This window comes from Pseudomonas sp. WC2401 (assembly GCF_041200115.1).
GTDB classification, from domain to species: domain Bacteria; phylum Pseudomonadota; class Gammaproteobacteria; order Pseudomonadales; family Pseudomonadaceae; genus Aquipseudomonas; species Aquipseudomonas fragi.
In genome coordinates, this window is the sequence record NZ_CP165623.1 from 686,376 (window position 1) to 707,472 (window position 21,097).

Below are 21,097 nucleotides of genomic sequence, written 5' to 3' on the forward strand. Positions count from 1 at the left end.
AACAACAATAATCACTGTGGCCCACAGGGCCGAGGACTTTGCACATGTCAGACGCAATTGCACACCAGGCGGCTACCGCCAAGGGAAGCACCGGGCGCGAAGAGCGCAAGATCATTTTTGCGTCATCCCTCGGGACGGTTTTCGAGTGGTATGACTTTTTCTTGTATGGCGCTTTGGCCACCGTGCTCAGCAAGCAGTTCTTTGCTGGGGTGAACGACACCACGGCGTTTATTTTTGCCTTGATGGCCTTTGCCGCCGGCTTTTTGGTCAGACCGTTCGGGGCACTGGTATTCGGCCGATTGGGTGACATGATCGGGCGCAAATACACCTTTCTTATGACCATCATTCTGATGGGTTTATCGACCTTTGCTGTCGGCCTGCTGCCGACCTATGCCAGCATCGGCATCGCGGCCCCGATCATGCTCGTGGTATTGCGCATGCTCCAGGGGCTGGCGCTGGGCGGTGAATATGGTGGCGCGGCCACTTATGTTGCGGAACACGCCGCTCCCGGCAAACGCGGTTTCAACACCAGCTGGATTCAGTCCACCGCCACCCTGGGCTTGTTGTTGTCGCTGCTGGTGGTTCTGAGTTGCCGCTACCTGACCGGCGACCAGTTTGAAGTCTGGGGCTGGCGCCTGCCGTTCCTGCTGTCCATCGTGCTGCTGGGCATCTCGACCTGGATCCGCATGAGCATGCACGAGTCGCCTGCTTTCGTAAAAATGAAAGCCGAAGGTAAAACCAGCAAGTCGCCGATCCGCGAGTCGTTCGGTAAATGGGAAAACCTCAAGATCGTGCTGATTGCCCTGTTCGGTATCAATGCCGGGCAAGCGGTGACCTTCTATACCGCGCAGTTCTATGTACTGTTTTTCCTGACGCAGATGCTCAAGATGGACCCGGCCCAAGCCAACCTGTTACTGATCATCAGCGTGGTGATTGGTGCGCCGTTCTTTATTTTCTTCGGCTGGCTGTCTGACCGTGTGGGGCGCAAGCCGATCCTGATGCTGGGCCTGTTGCTGGCCACGGTACTGTACTTTCCGCTGTTCAAAGCACTGAGCCATTACGCCAACCCGCAAATCGATACCGCCAGCCGCCAGTCACCGATTGTGGTGATGGCTGATCCGGCCACCTGCACCTTCCAGTTTGACCCGGTGGGCAAGGCGCGCTTTGACAGCCCGTGTGACAAGGTCAAAACCTTCCTGGTTAAACAGGGCTTGCCCTACACCTCGCAAGCGGCTGCACCCGGCACAGAAGTACAGGTATCGGTGGGTGAGCAGAAAATCAGCGGTTTTGACGAAGCGGCCATGCGCGCTGCAGTGACCGAAGCAGGCTACCCGGCCAAGGCAGACCCGAGTTCGGTGAACCAGCCGATGGTGGTGCTGATGATGGTACTGCTGACCCTGATTGCCACCATGACCTATGGCCCATTGGCTGCCGTGATGGTCGAGCTGTTCCCGACCCGTATCCGCTACACCTCGATGTCCCTGCCCTACCATATCGGCAACGGCTGGTTCGGTGGTTTCCTGCCCACCGTGTCGTTTGCGCTGGTGGTGTACACCGGGGATATCTTCTATGGCCTGTGGTACCCGGTGGTGATTACCGGGGTCAGCCTGGTGGTGGGTATGCTGTGCCTCAAGGAAACCAGGAACGTGGATATCGACAAAGTCTAAACAGCACGCCCCACAGCTTTGTATAAGACACAAAAAAACCGGCTGATATAAGCCGGTTTTTTTGTGTGCTTAGAAAAACTTATGCACGTTTTTCGGTGAAAAGTAACAGTCTGAAATAAGCATGCAAATCATAAACTTACGTCTGTTTTTCAGCAAAAAACAAAAACTTGTGCACAAGTTATCCACATTTTCTTAGCTGCCAATCGTTTCAGCAGGTTCACTCACTGGAGGCAGCGAACCCATGTCACGCTGAGCCTGTTCGTTCCAGGCCTGTACCCGGTCATTCAGCTCGGCAATAGCGCGTGGGCCTGTACCGTTGGCGTACATCGGTTCGCCAATCACCAGCTCGATGGTGCCGGGCTTTTTGGCCCAGCCGGTCTTTGGCCAGAACTTGCCCGCGTTGTGGGCAATCGGTAGTACCGGCAGCTCGGCGTTGACTGCCAGAGCCGTGCCACCACGGGAGAATTTACCGACCTGGCCAAAGGGCACGCGGGTGCCTTCCGGGAAGATCAGCACCCAGATGTTGTCCTTGAGCAGCTCATCACCCTTTTTGGCAATGTGCTTGAGCGCCGCCTTCGGGTTATCGCGGTCGATGGCAATCGGACGCAGCATCGCCATCGCCCAGCCAAAGAAAGGCACATACAGCAGCTCACGCTTGAGCACCTGGCTCAACGGTTGAAAGTAGGCCGAGAGAAAAAATGTCTCCCAGGTACTTTGGTGGTTGGCCAGAATCACGCAGGGTCGTTGCGGGATGTTTTCCGCGCCCGTAACCCGCACATCAATGTTCAGGAACACCCGTGTCAGCCACAGTGCGCAGCGGCACCAGTAAACGTTGATAAACCGGTAGCGCGCACGGAACGGCAAAAATGGAGCGACAAAAAAGCTCAGCGAGCACCACAGCAGAGAGCTGGTGCCCAGCAGCAGGTAAAAGAAGAAGGTTCTGATGGCCTGCAGTATCGACATAGCGACTTTTACCGTTGCGGATAAAGCATCACCTGACAGGCCTGCGCACAGGGGGCAGGCTGGTGTTCGAAGATGCTCTATTTGTGGATAAGTTCTGCGGCAACTGCCGCCAGATCGTCAAATATTAGGGTATTAACCGGCAATGACTTGGCCAATGTTTGTAGGCCCTTTCCGGTTTTTACCAAAACTGGCTGAGAATCGACGGCTTGTGCAGCCTGCAAGTCACCCAAACTGTCACCTACGAACCAACATTGGGCCAAATCAGCGCCGTAATGCTTGGCAATCGTTTGCAACATGCCCGGTTTGGGCTTGCGGCACGCGCACCCCTCGTCGGGCCCGTGTGGGCAATAGACAATCAATCCGACCTCACCACCCTGCTCCGCCACCAGCGCCCGTAAACGGGCGTGCATGGCGTCCAGGGTGGCGACATCATAGTAGCCGCGGGCAATGCCGGACTGGTTGGTCGCGATGGCGATCGTCCAGCCGGCCTTGCTCAACTGCGCAATGGCCTCAATCGCGCCGGGCAGTGGAATCCACTCCTCGACTGACTTGATGTAAGCGTCGGAGTCAAAATTGATCACCCCGTCCCGATCGAGAATCAGCAGTTTCAACGGCAACCCCTCAGCTCAGCAGTGAAATATCGGCAACGCCCAGGAACAGGCCACGCAGACGGGCCAGCAATGCGTAGCGGTTAGCCCGCACGCTCGGGTCTTCTGCGTTGATCATCACGGCTTCGAAGAACGCATCCACCGGCTCGCGCAGCGAGGCCAGACGGGTCAGTGCTTCGTTGTACTGACGGGCAGCAGCCATTGGCTGTACGGCTTCGTCGGCCTTCTGGATGGCCGAGAACAGCGAGAACTCACAGGCATTGTCGAAATAACGGGCTTCAACGTGAGTCGAAACCGTGCCTTCAACCTTGCTCAGCAGGTTCGATACACGCTTGTTCACGGCAGCCAGTGCAGCGGCCTCCGGCAATTGACGGAACGCCTGTACCGCTTGCACGCGCTGATCGAAGTCCAGTGCCGACGTCGGGTTGAGGGCACGCACCGAGAGGTAGGTGGCCACGTCCACGCCTTCATCCTCATAACGCGCACGCAGGCGGTCGAAGATGAATTCCAGTACCTGATCCGCCAGACCGGCCGACTTGATCTTGGCGCCGAAAGCGCTGACAGCGAATTTCACTGCTTCCGTCAGGTCGAGGTCGAGTTTCTTGTCGATCAGGATGCGCAGGATACCCAGCGCTGCACGACGCAGTGCGTACGGGTCTTTGCTGCCTGTAGGCAACATGCCAATGCCGAAAATGCCCACCAGGGTGTCGAGCTTGTCGGCGATGGCCACCGCAGCACCGGTCAAGGTGCTTGGCAACTCGGCGCCAGCGCCACGCGGCATGTACTGCTCGTTCAATGCCAGTGCAACGTCTTCAGGCTCGCCGTCGTTCAGCGCGTAGTAGTAACCGGCAATGCCTTGCATCTCCGGGAACTCGCCGACCATTTCGGTCGCCAGGTCGCACTTGGACAGCAAGCCGGCACGGGCTGCACGCGGTGCGTCGCCGCCAATGCGCGGGGCAATGAAGGCTGCCAGTTTCGAAACGCGCTCGGCCTTGTCGTAAACGCTGCCCAGTTGAGCCTGGAACACCACGTTTTGCAGGCGCAGGTTGAAGCTTTCCAGCGTCTGTTTTTTGTCTTGCTTGAAGAAGAACTCAGCATCGGTCAGGCGCGGGCGAACCACTTTCTCGTTACCCGAGATGATCTGCTGCGGGTCTTTGCTCTCGATGTTGGCCACGGTGATAAAGCGCGGCAGCAACTTGCCATCAACGTCCAGCAGGCAGAAATACTTCTGGTTGTCCTGCATGGTGGTGATCAGGGCTTCTTGCGGTACATCGAGGAAGCGCTCTTCGAACGAGCACACCAGCGGCACCGGCCATTCAACCAGCGCAGTCACTTCGTCGAGCAGGCTTGGTGGCACGATGGCAGTGCCTTCCTGCATGGTCGCCAGCTCGGCTACACGCTTGGAAATCAGCTCACGACGCTCGTTGAAGTCTGCCAGCACATAGGCTTTGCGCAGGTCTTCGAGGTAGTTGGCGGGTGCGCTGATGCGCACGTTTTCCGGGTGGTGGAAGCGGTGACCGCGGGATTCGCGACCGGCTTTTTGCGCCAGGATCGTGCAATCAATCACTTCATCGCCCAGCAGCATGACCAGCCATTGGGTTGGACGCACGAACTCGACCTTGCGTGCACCCCAGCGCATGCGCTTGGGGATCGGCAGGTCGTTGAGCGAATCTTCGACGATGGTTGGCAGCAAGCTGGCGGTCGGCTTGCCGACGATCACCTGGCTGAAACGCAGTTTCGGGCCGCTCTGGTCGATTTCGCTCAGCTCAACGCCGCATTTTTTGGCAAAGCCAAGGGCTGCCTGGGTCGGGTTGCCTTCGGCATCGAAAGCGGCCTGGCGTGGCGGGCCGTCGATATTGATGCTGCGGTCCGGCTGTTGGGTTTCCAGCTGGGTCAGCAGCACGGCCAGACGACGCGGTGCGGCGTAGACTTTTTTCGCGCTGAATTTCAGACCGGCTGTTTGCAGGCCTTTTTCAATCCCGGCGAGGAATGCATCGGCCAGGGTATTGAGGGCTTTTGGCGGCAGTTCTTCAGTGCCCAGTTCAACCAGAAAATCTTGAGCACTCATTGTACTGCCTCCAACTTGGCCAACACTTCATCACGCAAATCAGGTGGAGCCATCGGGAAGCCCAGCTTGGCGCGAGCTTCGAGATAGGCCTGAGCCACGGCACGGGCCAGGGTACGCACACGCAGAATGTACTGTTGGCGCGCCGTCACGGAAATCGCGCGACGGGCATCCAGCAGGTTGAAGGTGTGGGATGCCTTGAGCACCATTTCGTAGCTTGGCAACGGCAGCGGCTGGTCCAGTTCGATCAGACGCTTGGCTTCGCTTTCGTAGAAATCGAACAATTCGAACAGTTTGTCGACGTTGGCGTGTTCGAAGTTGTAGGTCGACTGCTCGACTTCGTTCTGGTGGAACACGTCGCCGTAGGTCACTTTGCCGAACGGGCCGTCAGTCCATACCAGGTCGTAGACGGAGTCCACGCCCTGCAGGTACATCGCCAGACGCTCAAGGCCGTAGGTGATTTCGCCGGTAACCGGGTAGCACTCAATGCCGCCTACTTGCTGGAAGTAGGTGAACTGGGTGACTTCCATGCCGTTGAGCCAGATTTCCCAGCCCAGACCCCAGGCGCCCAGTGTTGGCGATTCCCAGTTGTCTTCGACGAAACGGATATCGTGGACCAATGGGTCCAGGCCGATGTGTTTCAGCGAGCCCAGGTACAGTTCCTGGAAGTTTGGCGGGTTTGGCTTCAATACCACCTGGAACTGGTAGTAGTGCTGCAAACGGTTGGGGTTTTCGCCGTAGCGGCCGTCAGTCGGGCGACGACTGGGCTGCACATAAGCGGCGTTCCAGGTTTCCGGGCCCAGAGAGCGCAAAAACGTGGCGGTATGGAATGTGCCGGCGCCCACTTCCATATCGTAGGGCTGAAGCACCACACAACCTTGCTCGGCCCAGTATTGCTGGAGGGCGAGGATCAAGTCTTGGAAGGTACGCACTGCTGGCGTAGGCTGGCTCACAAATTCACCTGTTTCTTGGGCTGCGATTTAAAGAGCGGGAGTATACCCGATTCGGTCGCCCCTCTACCTCTCGGAGCCTATATGCCACGTTGCTTCTGGTGTTCAGAAGATCCGCTGTATGTCGCTTATCACGATCAAGAGTGGGGCGTGCCGCTGCGCGATGCGCATGGGCTGTTCGAGTTGTTATTGCTCGAAGGGTTCCAGGCGGGTTTGTCGTGGATCACGGTTTTAAAGAAGCGCGAGCACTATCGCAAGGTCATGTTCGGCTTTGATGTGCAGCGCCTGGCGGCCATGACGGACGCTGAAATCGAGGCATTGCTGCAAGACCCGGGGATTATCCGCAACCGTCTCAAGGTGGCCGGAGCACGGCGCAATGCCCAGGCCTGGCTGGCGCTGGACAACCCGGTGGAGTTTTTATGGTCGTTTGTGGGCGGCAAGCCGAAGATCAATCACTTTACCGAGCGCCATGAATTCCCGGCGGTAACGCCAGAGGCCGAAGCCATGAGCAAGGGCCTGAAAAAAGCGGGCTTTACGTTCGTCGGTCCGACCATTTGTTACGCCTTTATGCAGGCCAGCGGCATGGTCATGGACCATGCCACCACCTGTGACCGTTACGCCGAATTGGCAAACGGCGGTTAGAATGTCTTTTTTCGCCACACGCATAACCCGTAGCAGCTGCCGAAGGCTGCGTCCGGCGGCGTAGCCGTCGTGAAGTCAGGCCCTGCGATGTGTCAGTAAAATCAAGCACTCAGCATTGACGATTGCTTCGCAATCGGACGCAGCCTTCGGCAGCTGCTACGAGTGCTTTCGAGAGATTATCCTGTGGAAAAGTTTAAAGGCGCCTTGCTGGTCGGGGCTTTGCGGTTGTTTGCCATGCTCCCGTGGGGCGCGGTGCAGCGCGTGGGCTCGGCCATCGGCTGGTTGATGTGGAAACTGCCTAATCGCTCGCGCGATGTGGTGCGTATCAACCTGGCCAAGTGCTTCCCCGAAATGGACCCGGTTGCCCGTGAGCAACTGGTGGGCCAAAGCCTCAAGGACATCGGCAAAAGCCTGACCGAGAGCGCTTGTGCGTGGATCTGGCCAGCTCAGCGTTCCATTGACCTGGTGCGTGAAGTTGAAGGCCTGGACGTGCTCAAGGACGCTTTGGCTTCAGGCAAGGGCGTGGTCGGCATCACCAGCCACCTGGGCAATTGGGAGGTGCTTAACCACTTTTATTGCAGCCAGTGCAAACCGATCATTTTCTATCGTCCGCCCAAGCTCAAGGCGGTTGATGAGCTGTTGCAAAAGCAACGTGTGCAACTGGGCAACCGTGTGGCTGCGTCGACCAAAGAAGGCATTCTGAGTGTCATCAAGGAAGTGCGCAAAGGTGGCCAGGTGGGCATTCCGGCAGATCCGGAGCCCGCTGAGTCGGCCGGTATTTTTGTGCCATTTCTCGGCACGATGGCCCTGACCAGCAAGTTTGTGCCCAATATGCTGGCGGGCGGCAAGGCGGTGGGGGTGTTCCTGCACGCACTGCGCCTGCCGGACGGGTCGGGATTCAAAGTGATTCTGGAAGCGGCACCCGAAGAGATGTACAGCACTGACACGGCCACTTCGTGCGCGGCCATGAGCAAGGTGGTCGAGAAATATGTGCGGGCGTATCCGAGCCAGTACATGTGGAGCATGAAGCGCTTCAAGAAGCGTCCGCCGGGTGAGGCGCGCTGGTACTGAGGCCATATTCCCATTGTGGGGGCGGGCTTGTTGTGGGAGCGGGCTTGCCCGCGATGCGGTACTCCAGTTGCACCGCAGCGATCCCATCGCGAGCAAGCCCGCTCCCACAGGGGGAGTCTTACGAGGTTTTATCCAGCTTTTTCAAAAACACGGTCATTTCTTTTTCGGCCTGTTTGTCACCATGGGCCTGCGCTGCAGCTATCCCCTGCTCCCACGCCGCCCGCGCTGCCACTCGATCCCCCGCCGCCAGTTGCGCCTTGCCCAGCAGCTTCCAGGCCGCCGAATACTTGGGATCAAAGCCCACGCAACGCTGCAGGTGTTCCGCCGCCTTGAGGTTATCCCCAAGGTCGAGATAACCCTTGCCCAGGCCGAAGCGCAGCAATGAGTTATCCACACCCTTGGCGAGCATTTTTTCCAGTGATTCCAGCATCCCTGACTCCTTAGAAAAAACTCAATCCCACATGGAACAGCTTCTCTACGTCGCGAATATGCTTTTTATCCACAAGGAAAAGTATGACGTGGTCGCCCGCATTGATCACAGTTGAGTCGTGGGCAATCAGCACTTCTTCATCACGAATGATCGCGCCAATCGTGGTGCCCGGCGGCAAGTTGATTTCGCCGATGCTGCGCCCGATGACCTTGCTCGACTTCGAATCACCGTGGGCAATCGCCTCGATGGCTTCTGCCGCACCGCGGCGCAGTGAGTGCACGCTGACGATATCGCCACGGCGCACGTGGGCCAGCAAGGTGCCGATGGTGGCCAGCTGCGGGCTGATGGCGATATCGATTTCGCCACCCTGGATCAGGTCTACGTAGGCCGGGTTGTTGATGATGGTCATCACCTTCTTCGCGCCCAGGCGTTTGGCCAGCAGCGAGGACATGATATTGGCCTCGTCATCGTTGGTCAGGGCCAGGAACACGTCGGCGTCGGCGATGTTCTCTTCGAGCATCAGGTCACGGTCCGAGGCGCTGCCTTGCAGCACCACCGTGCTGTCCAGGGTGTCGGACAGATAGCGGCAACGCGCCGGGCTCATCTCGATGATCTTGACCTGATAACGGCTTTCGATGGCCTCGGCCAGACGCTCGCCGATCTGCCCGCCGCCGGCAATGACAATGCGTTTGTAGCTTTCGTCGAGACGGCGCATTTCGCTCATGACAGCGCGAATATTGGCCTTGGCGGCGATGAAAAAGACTTCGTCATCAGCCTCGATGATGGTATCGCCACGGGGGGTAATCGGCCGATCACGTCGGAAAATCGCCGCCACTCGTGTATCCACATTCGGCATGTGCTCGCGCAGCTGGCGCAATTGCTGGCCAATCAGCGGGCCACCGTAATACGCCTTGACCGCCACCAGCTGCGCCTTGCCTTCGGCAAAGTCGATCACCTGCAAGGCGCCGGGGTGTTCGATCAGGCGCTTGATGTAGTTGGTGACCACCTGCTCGGGGCTGATCAATACGTCGACCGGGATGGCGTCGTTGTCGAACAGTTCTTCGCCGCGTGTCAGATAAGCCGCTTCCCGTACCCGGGCGATTTTGGTCGGGGTGTGAAACAGCGTGTAGGCAACCTGACAGGCAACCATATTGGTCTCGTCGCTGTTGGTCACGGCCACCAGCATGTCAGCGTCATCCGCACCTGCCTGGCGCAGTACATTGGGCAGCGAGGCGCGGCCCTGCACGGTGCGGATATCGAGGCGATCACCGAGGTCGCGCAGGCGCTCACCGTCGGTGTCGACCACGGTGATGTCGTTGGCTTCGCTGGCCAGATGTTCGGCCAGCGTACCGCCGACCTGACCCGCGCCGAGGATGATGATTTTCATGCCTGCAATCCTTAATCCGTTAGCCGCGAGCGGCTGCGATCTTGATCAATTTGGCGTAATAAAAGCCATCGTGCCCGCCCTCTTGCGCCAGCAGCTGGCGCCCGTGAGGCTGCTTGATGCCGAACTGCCCGGCGATATCCAGCTCCCGGGCACCCGGTGTACGGGCCAGGAACGCTTCAATCACTTCGGTGTTTTCGGTTGGCAGCGTCGAGCAGGTGGCATAGAGCAAGATGCCACCAACTTCCAGGGTTGGCCACATCGCGTCCAGCAATTCGCCCTGCAAGGTGGCGAGTGCGGCAATGTCGTCCGGTTGGCGAGTCAGTTTAATGTCCGGATGACGACGGATAACGCCCGTTGCCGAGCAAGGCGCATCCAGCAATATGCGCTGGAACGGCTTGCCGTCCCACCAGGTGGCGGTGTCGCGGCCGTCAGCGGCGATCAGCTCGGCGCTCAGGCCCAGCCGTTCGAGGTTTTCACGCACACGCACCAGGCGCTTGGCTTCCAGGTCCACGGCTACCACGCCGGCCAGTTTGGGCTCGACTTCCAGGATGTGGCAGGTCTTGCCGCCGGGAGCACAGCAGGCGTCGAGCACACGTTGGCCCGGCGCCAGGTCCAGCAAGTCGGCGGCCAGTTGCGCGGCTTCGTCCTGCACGCTGATCCAGCCTTCGGCAAAGCCCGGCAGGTTGCGCACATCGCAAGCCTCAGCCAGCACGATGCCATCCTGGCTAAAGGTGCACGGCTGGGCTTCGATCCCGGCTTCGACCAACAATTGCAGGTAAGCATCGCGGCTGTGATGGCGACGGTTGACCCGCAATATCATCGGCGGGTGAGCGTTGTTGGCTGCGCAAATGGCCTCCCACTGCTGTGGCCAAAAGGCCTTCAAGGATTTTTGCAGCCAGCGCGGGTGTGCAGTGCGCACGACCGGGTCATGCTCCAGCTCGGCCAGCAAGGCTTCGCTCTCGCGCTGGGCGTTGCGTAGCACGGCGTTGAGCAGGGCCTTGGCCCAGGGTTTTTTCAGTTTGTCGGCGCAACCTACGGTTTCGCCGATGGCCGCGTGAGCCGGAATGCGGGTGTAGAGCAGTTGGTACAAACCCACCAATAGCAGTGCTTCAACATCAGCGTCCGCAGCCTTGAAGGGTTTTTGCAGCAGCTTGTTGGCCAGCGCCGACAGGCGTGGTTGCCAGCGGGCTGTGCCGAAGGCCAGGTCCTGGGTCAGGCCGCGGTCACGCGCCTCAACCTTGTCCAGTTGCAGCGGCAACGAACTGTTGAGCGATGCCTTGCCGTTGAGCACGGCAGTCAGGGCTTTGGCGGCGGCCAGACGAGGATTCATTGTGCGGCACCTAATACTGTACCGACGGCAAACTTCTCACGACGGCTGTTGAAAAAATCGCTGAAGTTCAGCGCCTTGCCACCGGGCAATTGCAGACGAGTCAGGCACAAGGCGCCTTCACCGCAACCCACGATCAAGCCTTCCTTGCTGGCGGCGAGGATCTGTCCCGCAGGGCCTTGAGCGTCAGCCATGCTTGCGGCCAGCACTTTCAGGGCTTCGCCGTTGAGGGTGCTGTGGCAGATCGGCCACGGGTTAAAGGCGCGAATCAGGCGCTCCAGCTCAACCGCCGGGCGGCTCCAGTCGATACGCGCTTCGTCCTTGTTCAGCTTGTGGGCGTAAGTCGCCAGGCTGTCATCCTGCACTTCACCTTCAAGCGTTCCAGCCGCCAGACCGGCGATGGCCTGGATTACGGCCGGTGGGCCCAGTTCGGCGAGGCGGTCATGCAGGCTGCCACCGGTGTCATCGGCGGTGATTGCAGTCACGGTCTTGAGCAACATGGGGCCGGTGTCCAGGCCCGCCTCCATGCGCATTACGGTCACACCGCTTTCGCTGTCACCGGCTTCGATGGCGCGCTGGATCGGCGCCGCCCCGCGCCAGCGTGGCAGCAAGGACGCGTGGCTGTTGATGCAACCCAGGCGTGGAATATCCAGCACCACTTGCGGCAGGATCAGGCCGTAGGCCACCACCACCATCAAGTCCGGCTTGAGTGCGGCCAGTTCGGCCTGGGCCTCGGGGGCGCGCAGGGTGGGTGGTTGCATCACCGGGATGTTGTGTTCCAGCGCCAGTTGCTTGACCGGGCTTGGCATCAGCTTTTGCCCGCGCCCTGCCGGACGGTCCGGTTGGGTGTAGACCGCGACGATCTCGTAAGGCGTGGCTAGCAGTGCCTTGAGGTGTTCGGCGGCGAATTCTGGGGTGCCGGCAAAGACGATGCGCAATGGCTCAGTCATGGGTTACTCACTTGGAATGGGGGGCGCAGGAACTGGCGGCATTGAGCCAGCGAACGGACAGGCTGGCTTATTTCTAATGTGGGAGCGGGCTTGCTCGCGATGAGGGTTACCCGGTGTATCAACAGGATCGCGTTGGCCCGATCGCGAGCAAGCCCGCTCCCACATCGGGTCACTGCATGTTCGAAAGTGTTAGCCGCTCGCTATGTCGATCAAGCGTTCTGGCGGTGCAGTTTTTCCAGCTTCTTCTTGATCCGGTCACGCTTGAGCGTAGACAGGTAATCGACGAACAGCTTGCCGTTGAGGTGGTCGCACTCATGCTGAATGCACACGGCCAACAGGCCTTCGGCGATCATTTCGAACGGCTTGCCGTCACGGTCCAGCGCCTTGATCTTGACGCGCTGCGGGCGATCAACGTTCTCGTAGTAACCCGGGACCGACAGGCAGCCTTCCTGGTACTGGCCCATCTCGTCGGAGAGGATCTCGAACTCGGGGTTGATAAACACCATCGGTTCGCTGCGGTCTTCGCTCAGATCCATGACCACGATGCGTTTGTGTACGTTGACCTGTGTGGCGGCCAGGCCGATGCCCGGCGCCTCGTACATGGTTTCAAACATGTCATCGATCAACTGACGGACTTCGTCGTCCACAACCGCCACGGGTTTGGCGATGGTACGCAGACGCGAGTCTGGGAATTCGAGGATGTTCAAAATAGCCATAAGTTTGATTGGTGCACTGTGTGAAAGATTCAAAAACGGTTGTCAGGTGGGTCCGGTGGACTCGAGCAACCTGTGCAAAACGTCTCCTTCAGAGAGAGCCCGCTCGGGCTCAGGCGTTTCACGCGAGTACACATAATAAAGGGATTCACCCGCGGATGAAACGACTAGCTGCCGGGCTGCACACGGCATGTCTTAATTTGAAACCAACGCGCCCGGCCTATGCGTGACGTTCTACTAATGTTGGGTTTGCAGCTGCCGTTTCAAGTTTTGCCGGGGTGCTCAATCCAGCCCTTTTCATGATTTGCCAAACAACTTGTCAACAGACTTATCCACAGCTTGTTCCTTACAGCTAGATGGAATAATCGATCAAGGATGATCCTATGCCACCGTCAGAAATATCCCCAGCAGAGCTGGAGGCCCGCTTGCGTTTGCACCGCTTGCCCGACGTTGGGCCACGGCGCTACTACAGCCTGTTCAGCGCCTTTGGCTCGGCCAGCTCTGCTCTCAGCGCGCCTGCCAGTGCCTGGCGCGCCCTGGGGCTGCCCGAGGCCTGCGCCCAGGCGCGGCGCAGCCCTGAAGTTCGCGAGGGTGCCAGCGCTGCATTGCGCTGGCTTGAGCGCTCCAGACACCATGTGCTGCTGCATGACCAGGCTGCTTACCCGGCGTTGTTGAGTGAATTGAGCGATGCCCCGCCGCTGTTGTTCGTGGCGGGCGAGCCTTCGATCCTGGAAAAGCCGCAGTTGGCGATGGTCGGTAGCCGACGCGCCTCAAGGCCAGGGCTGGACACCGCCGCAGCCTTTTCCCGCAGTCTGGCAGGCGCAGGTTTTGTGATTACCAGCGGGCTGGCGCTGGGCATTGATGGCGCGGCGCACCAGGCTGCCCTCGACGTTGGTGGGCAGACGGTGGGGGTGCTGGGCACAGGTCTGGAAAAACTTTATCCACAGCGCCATCGCGCCCTGGCAGACGCCATGATTCACGGCGCTGGCGCGGTGGTTTCGGAGTTTCCCCTGGACGCCGGGCCACAAGCCGCCAACTTCCCCCGGCGTAACCGCATCATCAGCGGTTTGTCCCTTGGCGTGCTGGTGGTCGAGGCCAGCGTGTCCAGCGGATCGCTGATTACTGCCCGGCTCGCTGCCGAGCAGGGGCGTGAGGTCTACGCCATGCCCGGTTCCATCCATCACCCGGGGGCGCGTGGCTGTCATCAACTGATCCGTGATGGCGCTACGCTTGTCGAAACCGTCGAGCACATCCTTGAAGGCTTGCGGGGTTGGCGCTCGATGCCGATATCCACAGCACAAACGCTTACACCAAGCTGTCATCCATTAGTGCAATTGTTGCTGGCAGCGCCTTGCACCAGCGAAGCGCTGGTCAACGCCAGTGGTTGGGATCTGCCCCGATTGCTGGCCACTTTGACCGAGCTTGAACTGGCGGGGCACGTTGTACTCGAGGGTGGGCGTTGGTTTGCTCGCGCCAGCTAAGTACACTGCGCGCAGCATATATCTGGAGACATTCAATGATCAGCACCTGGCGCGTCCAACAAGCTGCAAGAGCCATTCGCGCAGGCGCGGTGATTGCCTACCCGACCGAGGCGGTCTGGGGGCTGGGTTGCGACCCGTGGGATGAAGACGCGGTCGAGCGGTTGCTGGCGATCAAATCGCGGCCTGTGGATAAAGGCCTGATTGTGGTGGCGGACAATATTCACCAGTTTGACTTCCTGTTTGAAGACTTCCCCCAGGAGTGGATTGACCGCATGGCCAGCACCTGGCCGGGGCCGAACACCTGGCTGGTGCCGCATCAGGGCTTGCTGCCCGAGTGGATCACCGGGGTACACGACACGGTGGCGCTGCGGGTAAGCGATCACCCACTGGTACGCGAGCTGTGCGCGCTGGTGGGGCCGATCGTATCCACCTCCGCCAACCCGGCGGGCTTACCGGCGGCGCGTACGCGATTGAAGGTCGAGCAGTATTTCCGCGGGCAAATCGACCATGTATTGGGCGGTAACCTGGGCGGGCGCAAAAACCCGAGCCTGATCCGCGATCTGGCGACCGGCAAAGTGGTACGCCCGGCGTAATGGTGGGAGCGGGCTTGCTCGCGATGGGATCGCCGCGGTGTATCAGGTACACCACAGCGATCTCATCGCGAGCAAGCCCGCTCCCACAGGGGGACATTTGTTTTAAGGCAACAAAATCGTCGATCCCGTGGTTCGGCGCGCCGACAGTTCTGTCTGCGCCTTGGCCGCATCAGCCAACGCAAACCGCTGGCTGATATCAACCTGGATGGCGCCGCTGCGGATCATCGCAAACAGCTCATCGGCCATCGCTTGCAGGTTTTCGGCGCTATTGGCGTAGGACGCCAGTGTCGGCCGGGTCACATACAGCGAACCCTTCTGCGACAAAATCCCCAGATTGACCCCTGTTACCGCGCCTGAGGCATTGCCAAAGCTGACCATCAGCCCCCGTGGCGCCACGCAGTCCAATGACGTTAGCCAGGTGTCCTTGCCTACGCCGTCGTAAACCACCGGGCACTTCTTGCCGTCGGTCAATTCCAGTACACGCTTGGCTACATCCTCGTGGCTGTAGTCGATGGTTTCCCACGCGCCGAGGGCCTTGGCGTGTGCGGCTTTTTCGGCCGAGCTGACCGTGCCGATCAGCTTTACATTCAAGGCTTTTGCCCACTGACAGGCAATCGAGCCGACGCCCCCTGCCGCAGCGTGGAATAGGATGGTTTCACCCCCTTTGAGTTCATAAGTCTGACGCAGCAGGTACTGGGTTGTCAGACCTTTGAGCATCACGGCGGCGGCTTGCTCGAAGGAAATATCCTCGGGCAGCTTTACCACATTGGCTGCGGGCAATACATGCAACTGGCTGTACGCCCCCAGCGGTCCGGTGCCATAGGCCACGCGGTCGCCCACCTTGACATTGCGCACCTCGCTGCCCACGGCATCGACAACCCCCGCCCCTTCATTGCCCAGCCCGGACGGCAGCTCAGGCAACGGGTACAAGCCGCCGCGGTAATAGGTATCGATGAAATTCAGGCCGATGGCCTGGTTGTGCACCCGCACCTGCTGCGGGCCCGGTTCGGCGGGTTGGTAGTCGACATACTCAAGTACTTCCGGGCCGCCGTGGGCCCGAAACTGGATACGCTTTGCCATCTGCACTGTCCTCGCTCATTTCACGAAGCCACCATCCAACGCCTAAGCGTGATCTTCGTCAACTGCGGCGAAGCTGGGTGCGGTGTTATGCTAGCGGCCCTTTGCCGCCGGCCCCGCACGCCGCGTCGCTTTGCCCGATTTAAGGTGATGTCATGACTACTCGCACCGAGGCTGTAAAAGCCTACCTGCTCGACCTTCAAGACCGCATTTGCAACGCACTGCAAGCGGAAGACGGCGGCACGCAATTCGTTGAAGACGCCTGGCAACGTCCGGCGGGCGGTGGCGGTCGTACACGAGTGATCGAAAACGGCCACGTCATCGAGAAAGGTGGCGTTAACTTTTCCCACGTATTTGGCAGCGGCTTGCCGCCGTCCGCCAGCGCCCACCGTCCTGAATTGGCGGGCCGTGGCTTTGAGGCGCTGGGCGTGTCGCTGGTGATCCACCCGCACAACCCCCATGTACCAACGTCCCACGCCAACGTACGTTTTTTCATCGCCGAAAAAGAAGGTGAAGAGCCGGTCTGGTGGTTCGGTGGCGGCTTTGACCTCACCCCTTACTACGGCGTTGAAGAAGACTGCATACACTGGCACCGCGTGGCCGAGCAGGCCTGCGCACCATTCGGTGCCGATGTGTACCCGCGCTACAAGGCCTGGTGCGACACCTACTTCCATATCAAGCATCGCAACGAGCCGCGCGGTATCGGCGGCCTGTTTTTCGATGACCTGAACGAGTGGGATTTCGACACCTGCTTTGCGTTTATTCGCGCCATTGGCGATGCTTATATCGACGCCTACCTGCCGATTGTTCAGCGCCGCAAAAACGACGAATACACCGCCCAGCAGCGAGAATTCCAGGAATTCCGCCGGGGTCGTTACGTCGAATTCAACCTCGTCTATGACCGTGGCACCCTGTTTGGCCTGCAATCGGGCGGTCGTACCGAATCGATCCTCATGTCCCTGCCACCGCAAGTGCGCTGGGCCTACGACTGGAAAGCCGAGCCGGGTAGCCCGGAAGCGCGTCTGACGGATTACTTCCTGCAAGACCGCGACTGGTTGGCCAACACCTGACACTACCCGAGGAGCTTGCCTGATGGACCGTTACGTTGTTTTTGGTAACCCGATTGCCCACAGCAAATCCCCGGTGCTGCATCGCCTGTTTGCCGAACAAACCGGCCAGGCCATGCAGTACGACACCTTGCTGGCGCCGCTGGATGATTTTGCTGGCTGCGCGACGGAGTTTTTCCTGCAGGGGCGTGGCGCCAATGTGACAGTGCCCTTCAAGGAAGACGCCTACCGCCTGGCCTACCGCCTGACCGCACGGGCGCAACGGGCAGGTGCGGTCAACACCTTGAGCAAACTGGCCGATGGCAGCTTGCTGGGGGACAACACCGATGGTGCGGGGCTGGTGCGCGACCTGACGGTCAATGCCGGTTTCAGCCTCAAGGGTAAACGCATCCTCGTGCTGGGCGCGGGCGGTGCGGTGCGGGGTGCGCTGGAGCCGCTGCTGGCTGAAGGGCCGGCCTCGGTGACCATCGCCAACCGCACCGTTGAAAAAGCCGAGTTGCTGGCCGAGTTGTTCAGCGACCTGGGCCCGGTGGCGGCAAGCGGTTTTGACTGGCTGCACGAGCCTGTCGACCTGATTATCAACGCCACCTCGGCCAGCCTAAGCGGCGAATTGCCACCCATTGCCAGCAGCTTGATCGAGCCGGGCAAGACCCTGTGCTACGACATGATGTACGGCAAGGAGCCGACGCCGTTTTGCGTGTGGGCCAGCGGGCATGGCGCGGGTCAGGTGATGGATGGTTTGGGCATGCTGGCCGAACAGGCTGCTGAGGCGTTTTATCTGTGGCGCGGGGTGCGCCCGGATACGGCACCGGCGCTGGCTGAATTGCGGCGGTTGCTGGCGCTGTGAAGCACACCCTCACCCCAACCTTCTCCCAGAGGGAGAGGGGGCCGATTGGGGGGTACTGTTAATTTATTGTGACCTGACGGTTCTGCACTGAATCCAGGATCGACTCGATCAGCCCCCTCTCCCTTCGGGAGAGGGTTGGGGCGAGGGCAAGAGGTACTTATGCACCGAATCAAGGGCTACCACGCCCACCTCTATTTCGACGCCTCGACCATCGACCAGGCGCGCGCCTTGGGCGAAGAGGCCAGGCGACTTTTTGGCGTGACCATGGGCCGCGTTCATGAACGCCCGGTGGGCCCGCACCCGGACTGGAGCTGCCAGCTGGCCTTCGGTCCTGAACTGATCGGCATCATCCTGCCGTGGCTGGCGCTCTACCGGCACGGTCTGGTGGTGTTTTTGCATCCCGATACCGGCAACGACCTGCTGGACCACACCGACCATGCTATCTGGATGGGCGCAATTCGGCCGCTGGACTTGTCTGTTTTTTAAACGGGGGCGCGCAGTTCAGCGCCCGGTTTAACCCTCTCCTACATACTATTTTTAGTTACGGAAATATCCGACAGTAAGTACGGCGGCTTCGCTGTGGTCATATTTTGATACTAGGCCTAAAGTTTTCAGGGCGATAAGATTTTTAATATTGAATCTTGGATGGAAATAACACGTCCAAACCATGTTTCGCGCTGTGCTCTGGAGATTAAATGTTGCTGGTGGCTGTATTTAATCCTCCTGTGGATAAGGCGATACATCAGTAATGTTGGAGGCTGGTAGTGCGTAGATATCTTCTAGGTGGGCTTATATCACTGGTGTTTGCTTGTGGCTCAATGCCCGCCCATGCAGCTTGCACGTTTGTTAATAAAAAAACGAATGCCAGTGTTTTTTCCTTTGATGTTTCGGATGAGGATTGTGAGCTTATTGATTTTAACGGTGAAACCGTGGTTACTCTTCGAGTGGAATATCCATCCATGAAGTTGGTTGACTATAAAAATAGATCTAACAATATAATGGTGTTAATTCTTTTTCCTATATCCGTTCCTCCGTTTGATATAGATCGAGTCACCCGAACATTAAAAACCATTGCGTCTTTTGATGGGGTTGAACTATTAGAGGGTAGTGAAAAGACTTATAGAGTTGCGGGCCGTGATGGAAGCAATGCTTACATATATGAGTGGGACCTTATTTATGTGGGAAAAAGAGCGTACAAAAATATTTTTGGGGTTGACTATTTGTTTAATCGCGAGATTTCCAACCTTAAAGAAGTCGATAATTTTGTGTTGAGTTTTCTGGATCGTTTTTTAATTAATTAAGGAGGCGCCAATATGGTGCAAATACCTCTGACACCCGCGGATATCAAATACCTGGAACGTAGACTCGCCGTGAAAGACTACGCGGGAGGATACCATTACTTATATAATGTTGCTCAAAAAGCCATTGCCAACCAGGCCGATGGCGAAGTGAGAGACCAGATGTTGATGACGGCTAACTGGCTTATGGCTGCAAAATCTATCAATAATATTGATGGGAGCTTTGTAAGCGAACTGGTTTCCAATTCCATGCGATATGCAGTTGAGCGCTCCGGAAGGAAATTCACTTCGCGTATGTATAAAAATGCTTCTGACAGATTAGCCCACCAAGTTATTGCGGATTTTATTTATGCTAAAGGCATTTTGCCAATTAAAGAGGTGATCAAAAGAGACGTACAAGCCGCAGTTGAAGGCTTGGGCTTGGAACCATGGCAATGGGCCGGGACGCTCGGTGATGAGTTTCCTGTGTGGGGGGGTGGACTAGGGCATAATTACGTTGAGATTCCGGGCCGTAACTTTTTAGAGCAAATGGAAAATTATGCCACGGTATTTATACAAAATGCCGCTGCTATTGGGATGATTTTCGAAAAGCATTTTGGCAATGCCTCAATGATTATACCTTTTGTAATAAAGATAGTATTTGAAGATTTATTAGTAGAAGGTGTGGAAGTTGATATTTCACTGCCTGTAGTTCCAGGTGGCGGTATAAGTAACAGTACGGCTGGTAGTCTTGACAGTGGCGGAAGTGGGGGGGCAGGTGGCGCTACTTCTGCATCGAACGGCTACAGCACAGGCGGAGGGGTACCTGTGACAAATATCGAAAGGCCAGCTGCTAATGTTGATATTTCTTTGGAAAGTGTTGGAGGTCTCAACTATATAACGCCAGAACAAATTGCAAGAATGAAATGCGCCTTAGAAAACGAAGTAGACCCTTTGATTTTGGATCTGGGTGGGGCCGGAGTAAAACTCACCAACCCTCATACCTTTCCTGTTCATTTCGACATGAACAATGATGGCGAGAAGGTGCAAACGGGGTGGAACAGCCCTGACGAAGGCATGGTTGTTTTGGACCTTGATGGAAACGGAAAAATTGATAATGTCTCGGAGTTGATGTCAGAGTATTTTGGTGCTGAACAAGGAAGCCGTGATTCTCCGAGTAAAAAAACCTTTGATAATGCATTTGATGCACTGCGCAGCCTAGATAGCAACAAAGACCTTAAATTTGATAACCAGGATGAACGCTGGGGCGATGTGAGGGTTTGGGTTGATGCCAATCATGATGGCCAAAGCAGGGTTGAGTCGACTGGTACAAGCGAGTTACATTCGCTGGACGAGTTAAGTATTTCACAGATTGATCTGAACTATACAAGGCCATTAGCAGATGCTCGAAATGGCAATGATATTGTAGGTGTCAGTGGTTTTACTCAAAAGGGTGAAATTAAAGAAGCAGTGGCCGTTAATTTTTCGACGATAACTCCCGATGAGCCATCGTCAGAGACATTGAAAAGTTAAATTGATATAAATATCCGTTGAAAGAAAGCATGATTTATCTGTCGATTGGATTTTATCTGTGGGCTATTGTTAACTTCGATGTATGAAATAGAGTGTTTGTAGTCTAAAATTTTTTATAACTGTAATCTGTAACATTATCAGGTGTTCTTTGTGAATCTCTGTTTGTTCGCATTGGTGCTTGTAGATTGCGGGCGCCAATACGAGATAAGTCTCTGGGACCGCTTCAATCAATAGGGTACCCCTCAGCTGTAAATTCGTCGGTACTTTCTTCCTGAGTCACTACTAATCGGCGTCTAAATCAGTCTATTTTTTGATCACTGCGCTTCTGCGAACATTTTTTTTGGATTTTTTTTCAGCGCCCGAAATTCCCGTTTTCTTTTGCCGTCGCCACCCCCTGATAGCCCCACGCTATAACGGCTGAACGATGATCATGGCCATGTGTCATACCT

At 57.5% G+C, this 21,097-nt stretch carries 20 protein-coding genes; 10 read left to right on the forward strand and 10 right to left on the reverse strand.

What is annotated here, in order from left to right:
- Positions 1–44 precede the first annotated feature (44 nt).
- Complete coding sequence (locus AB3G35_RS02985; protein WP_086795566.1) at positions 45–1,667, forward strand: MFS transporter; 1,623 nt, start codon at positions 45–47, stop codon at positions 1,665–1,667.
- A gap of 192 nt (positions 1,668–1,859) precedes the next feature.
- Here the strand turns inward: AB3G35_RS02985 and AB3G35_RS02990 are convergent, their stop codons facing one another.
- The 4 genes from AB3G35_RS02990 to glyQ all read right to left on the reverse strand — a co-directional run bounded on the left by AB3G35_RS02990 (position 1,860) and on the right by glyQ (position 6,256).
- The gene (locus tag AB3G35_RS02990) at positions 1,860–2,630 is read right to left on the reverse strand and encodes a 1-acyl-sn-glycerol-3-phosphate acyltransferase (RefSeq protein WP_106116986.1); all 771 of its coding nucleotides are present in this window, start codon (positions 2,628–2,630) and stop codon (positions 1,860–1,862) included.
- Positions 2,631–2,707: 77 nt separating this feature from the next.
- Entirely contained in the window at positions 2,708–3,247 is a 540-nt protein-coding gene (gene gmhB, locus AB3G35_RS02995) for a D-glycero-beta-D-manno-heptose 1,7-bisphosphate 7-phosphatase (protein ID WP_169909931.1), read from the reverse strand.
- Between the two features lie 4 nt (positions 3,248–3,251).
- The gene (gene glyS, locus AB3G35_RS03000) at positions 3,252–5,306 is read right to left on the reverse strand and encodes a glycine--tRNA ligase subunit beta (protein ID WP_095041344.1); all 2,055 of its coding nucleotides are present in this window, start codon (positions 5,304–5,306) and stop codon (positions 3,252–3,254) included.
- A complete protein-coding gene (glyQ, locus tag AB3G35_RS03005; protein WP_029611650.1) occupies positions 5,303–6,256 on the reverse strand; it encodes a glycine--tRNA ligase subunit alpha in 954 nt (317 codons plus the stop codon). The genes glyS and glyQ overlap by 4 nt, the downstream gene beginning before the upstream one ends.
- An 81-nt stretch (positions 6,257–6,337) precedes the next feature.
- Here glyQ and AB3G35_RS03010 point away from each other — a divergent pair, with 81 nt between their 5' ends.
- Complete coding sequence (locus AB3G35_RS03010) at positions 6,338–6,895, forward strand: DNA-3-methyladenine glycosylase I (RefSeq protein WP_029611649.1); 558 nt, start codon at positions 6,338–6,340, stop codon at positions 6,893–6,895.
- A gap of 183 nt (positions 6,896–7,078) precedes the next feature.
- The gene (locus tag AB3G35_RS03015; RefSeq protein WP_016782851.1) at positions 7,079–7,966 is read left to right on the forward strand and encodes a lysophospholipid acyltransferase; all 888 of its coding nucleotides are present in this window, start codon (positions 7,079–7,081) and stop codon (positions 7,964–7,966) included.
- 118 nt (positions 7,967–8,084) lie between these two features.
- On the opposite strand, the gene AB3G35_RS03020 is transcribed toward AB3G35_RS03015, so the two are convergent.
- From AB3G35_RS03020 to def, 5 genes are all read right to left on the reverse strand, one after another.
- Positions 8,085–8,396 (reverse strand): hypothetical protein, encoded by a 312-nt coding sequence (locus tag AB3G35_RS03020; RefSeq protein WP_016782849.1) that lies wholly within the window; start codon positions 8,394–8,396, stop codon positions 8,085–8,087.
- A gap of 10 nt (positions 8,397–8,406) precedes the next feature.
- Positions 8,407–9,792 (reverse strand): Trk system potassium transporter TrkA, encoded by a 1,386-nt coding sequence (gene trkA, locus AB3G35_RS03025; protein ID WP_324187942.1) that lies wholly within the window; start codon positions 9,790–9,792, stop codon positions 8,407–8,409.
- A 10-nt stretch (positions 9,793–9,802) separates the two neighbouring features.
- Positions 9,803–11,113: a 16S rRNA (cytosine(967)-C(5))-methyltransferase RsmB gene (gene rsmB, locus AB3G35_RS03030; RefSeq protein WP_086795568.1), complete on the reverse strand. Its 1,311-nt coding sequence runs from the start codon at positions 11,111–11,113 to the stop codon at positions 9,803–9,805.
- Entirely contained in the window at positions 11,110–12,060 is a 951-nt protein-coding gene (fmt, locus tag AB3G35_RS03035) for a methionyl-tRNA formyltransferase (protein WP_016782845.1), read from the reverse strand. The genes rsmB and fmt overlap by 4 nt, the downstream gene beginning before the upstream one ends.
- 209 nt (positions 12,061–12,269) lie before the next feature.
- Positions 12,270–12,776: a peptide deformylase gene (gene def, locus AB3G35_RS03040; RefSeq protein WP_016782844.1), complete on the reverse strand. Its 507-nt coding sequence runs from the start codon at positions 12,774–12,776 to the stop codon at positions 12,270–12,272.
- 380 nt (positions 12,777–13,156) lie between these two features.
- On the opposite strand from def, the gene dprA reads away from it, so the two are divergent.
- Both dprA and AB3G35_RS03050 read left to right on the forward strand, forming a co-directional pair.
- Complete coding sequence (dprA, locus tag AB3G35_RS03045) at positions 13,157–14,254, forward strand: DNA-processing protein DprA (RefSeq protein WP_106116989.1); 1,098 nt, start codon at positions 13,157–13,159, stop codon at positions 14,252–14,254.
- 35 nt (positions 14,255–14,289) lie between these two features.
- Positions 14,290–14,847 (forward strand): L-threonylcarbamoyladenylate synthase, encoded by a 558-nt coding sequence (locus tag AB3G35_RS03050; protein WP_016782842.1) that lies wholly within the window; start codon positions 14,290–14,292, stop codon positions 14,845–14,847.
- A gap of 102 nt (positions 14,848–14,949) precedes the next feature.
- On the opposite strand, the gene AB3G35_RS03055 is transcribed toward AB3G35_RS03050, so the two are convergent.
- Entirely contained in the window at positions 14,950–15,927 is a 978-nt protein-coding gene (locus AB3G35_RS03055) for an NADPH:quinone reductase (RefSeq protein WP_324708376.1), read from the reverse strand.
- Positions 15,928–16,079: 152 nt separating this feature from the next.
- On the opposite strand from AB3G35_RS03055, the gene hemF reads away from it, so the two are divergent.
- The 5 genes from hemF (at position 16,080) to AB3G35_RS03080 (ending at position 20,648) form a co-directional block, all read left to right on the forward strand.
- Positions 16,080–16,994, forward strand: coding sequence for an oxygen-dependent coproporphyrinogen oxidase (hemF, locus tag AB3G35_RS03060; RefSeq protein ID WP_369782296.1), 915 nt, complete (start codon positions 16,080–16,082; stop codon positions 16,992–16,994).
- 22 nt (positions 16,995–17,016) lie between these two features.
- Positions 17,017–17,838: a shikimate dehydrogenase gene (gene aroE, locus AB3G35_RS03065; RefSeq protein ID WP_369782297.1), complete on the forward strand. Its 822-nt coding sequence runs from the start codon at positions 17,017–17,019 to the stop codon at positions 17,836–17,838.
- Between the two features lie 159 nt (positions 17,839–17,997).
- Positions 17,998–18,324 (forward strand): DOPA 4,5-dioxygenase family protein, encoded by a 327-nt coding sequence (locus AB3G35_RS03070; protein ID WP_134050341.1) that lies wholly within the window; start codon positions 17,998–18,000, stop codon positions 18,322–18,324.
- 278 nt (positions 18,325–18,602) lie between these two features.
- On the forward strand, positions 18,603–19,139 hold the full coding sequence (locus AB3G35_RS03075; protein WP_134050339.1) for a hypothetical protein: 537 nt from the start codon (positions 18,603–18,605) through the stop codon (positions 19,137–19,139).
- Between the two features lie 69 nt (positions 19,140–19,208).
- The gene (locus AB3G35_RS03080; RefSeq protein ID WP_369782298.1) at positions 19,209–20,648 is read left to right on the forward strand and encodes a hypothetical protein; all 1,440 of its coding nucleotides are present in this window, start codon (positions 19,209–19,211) and stop codon (positions 20,646–20,648) included.
- Positions 20,649–21,097: the final 449 nt, after the last annotated feature.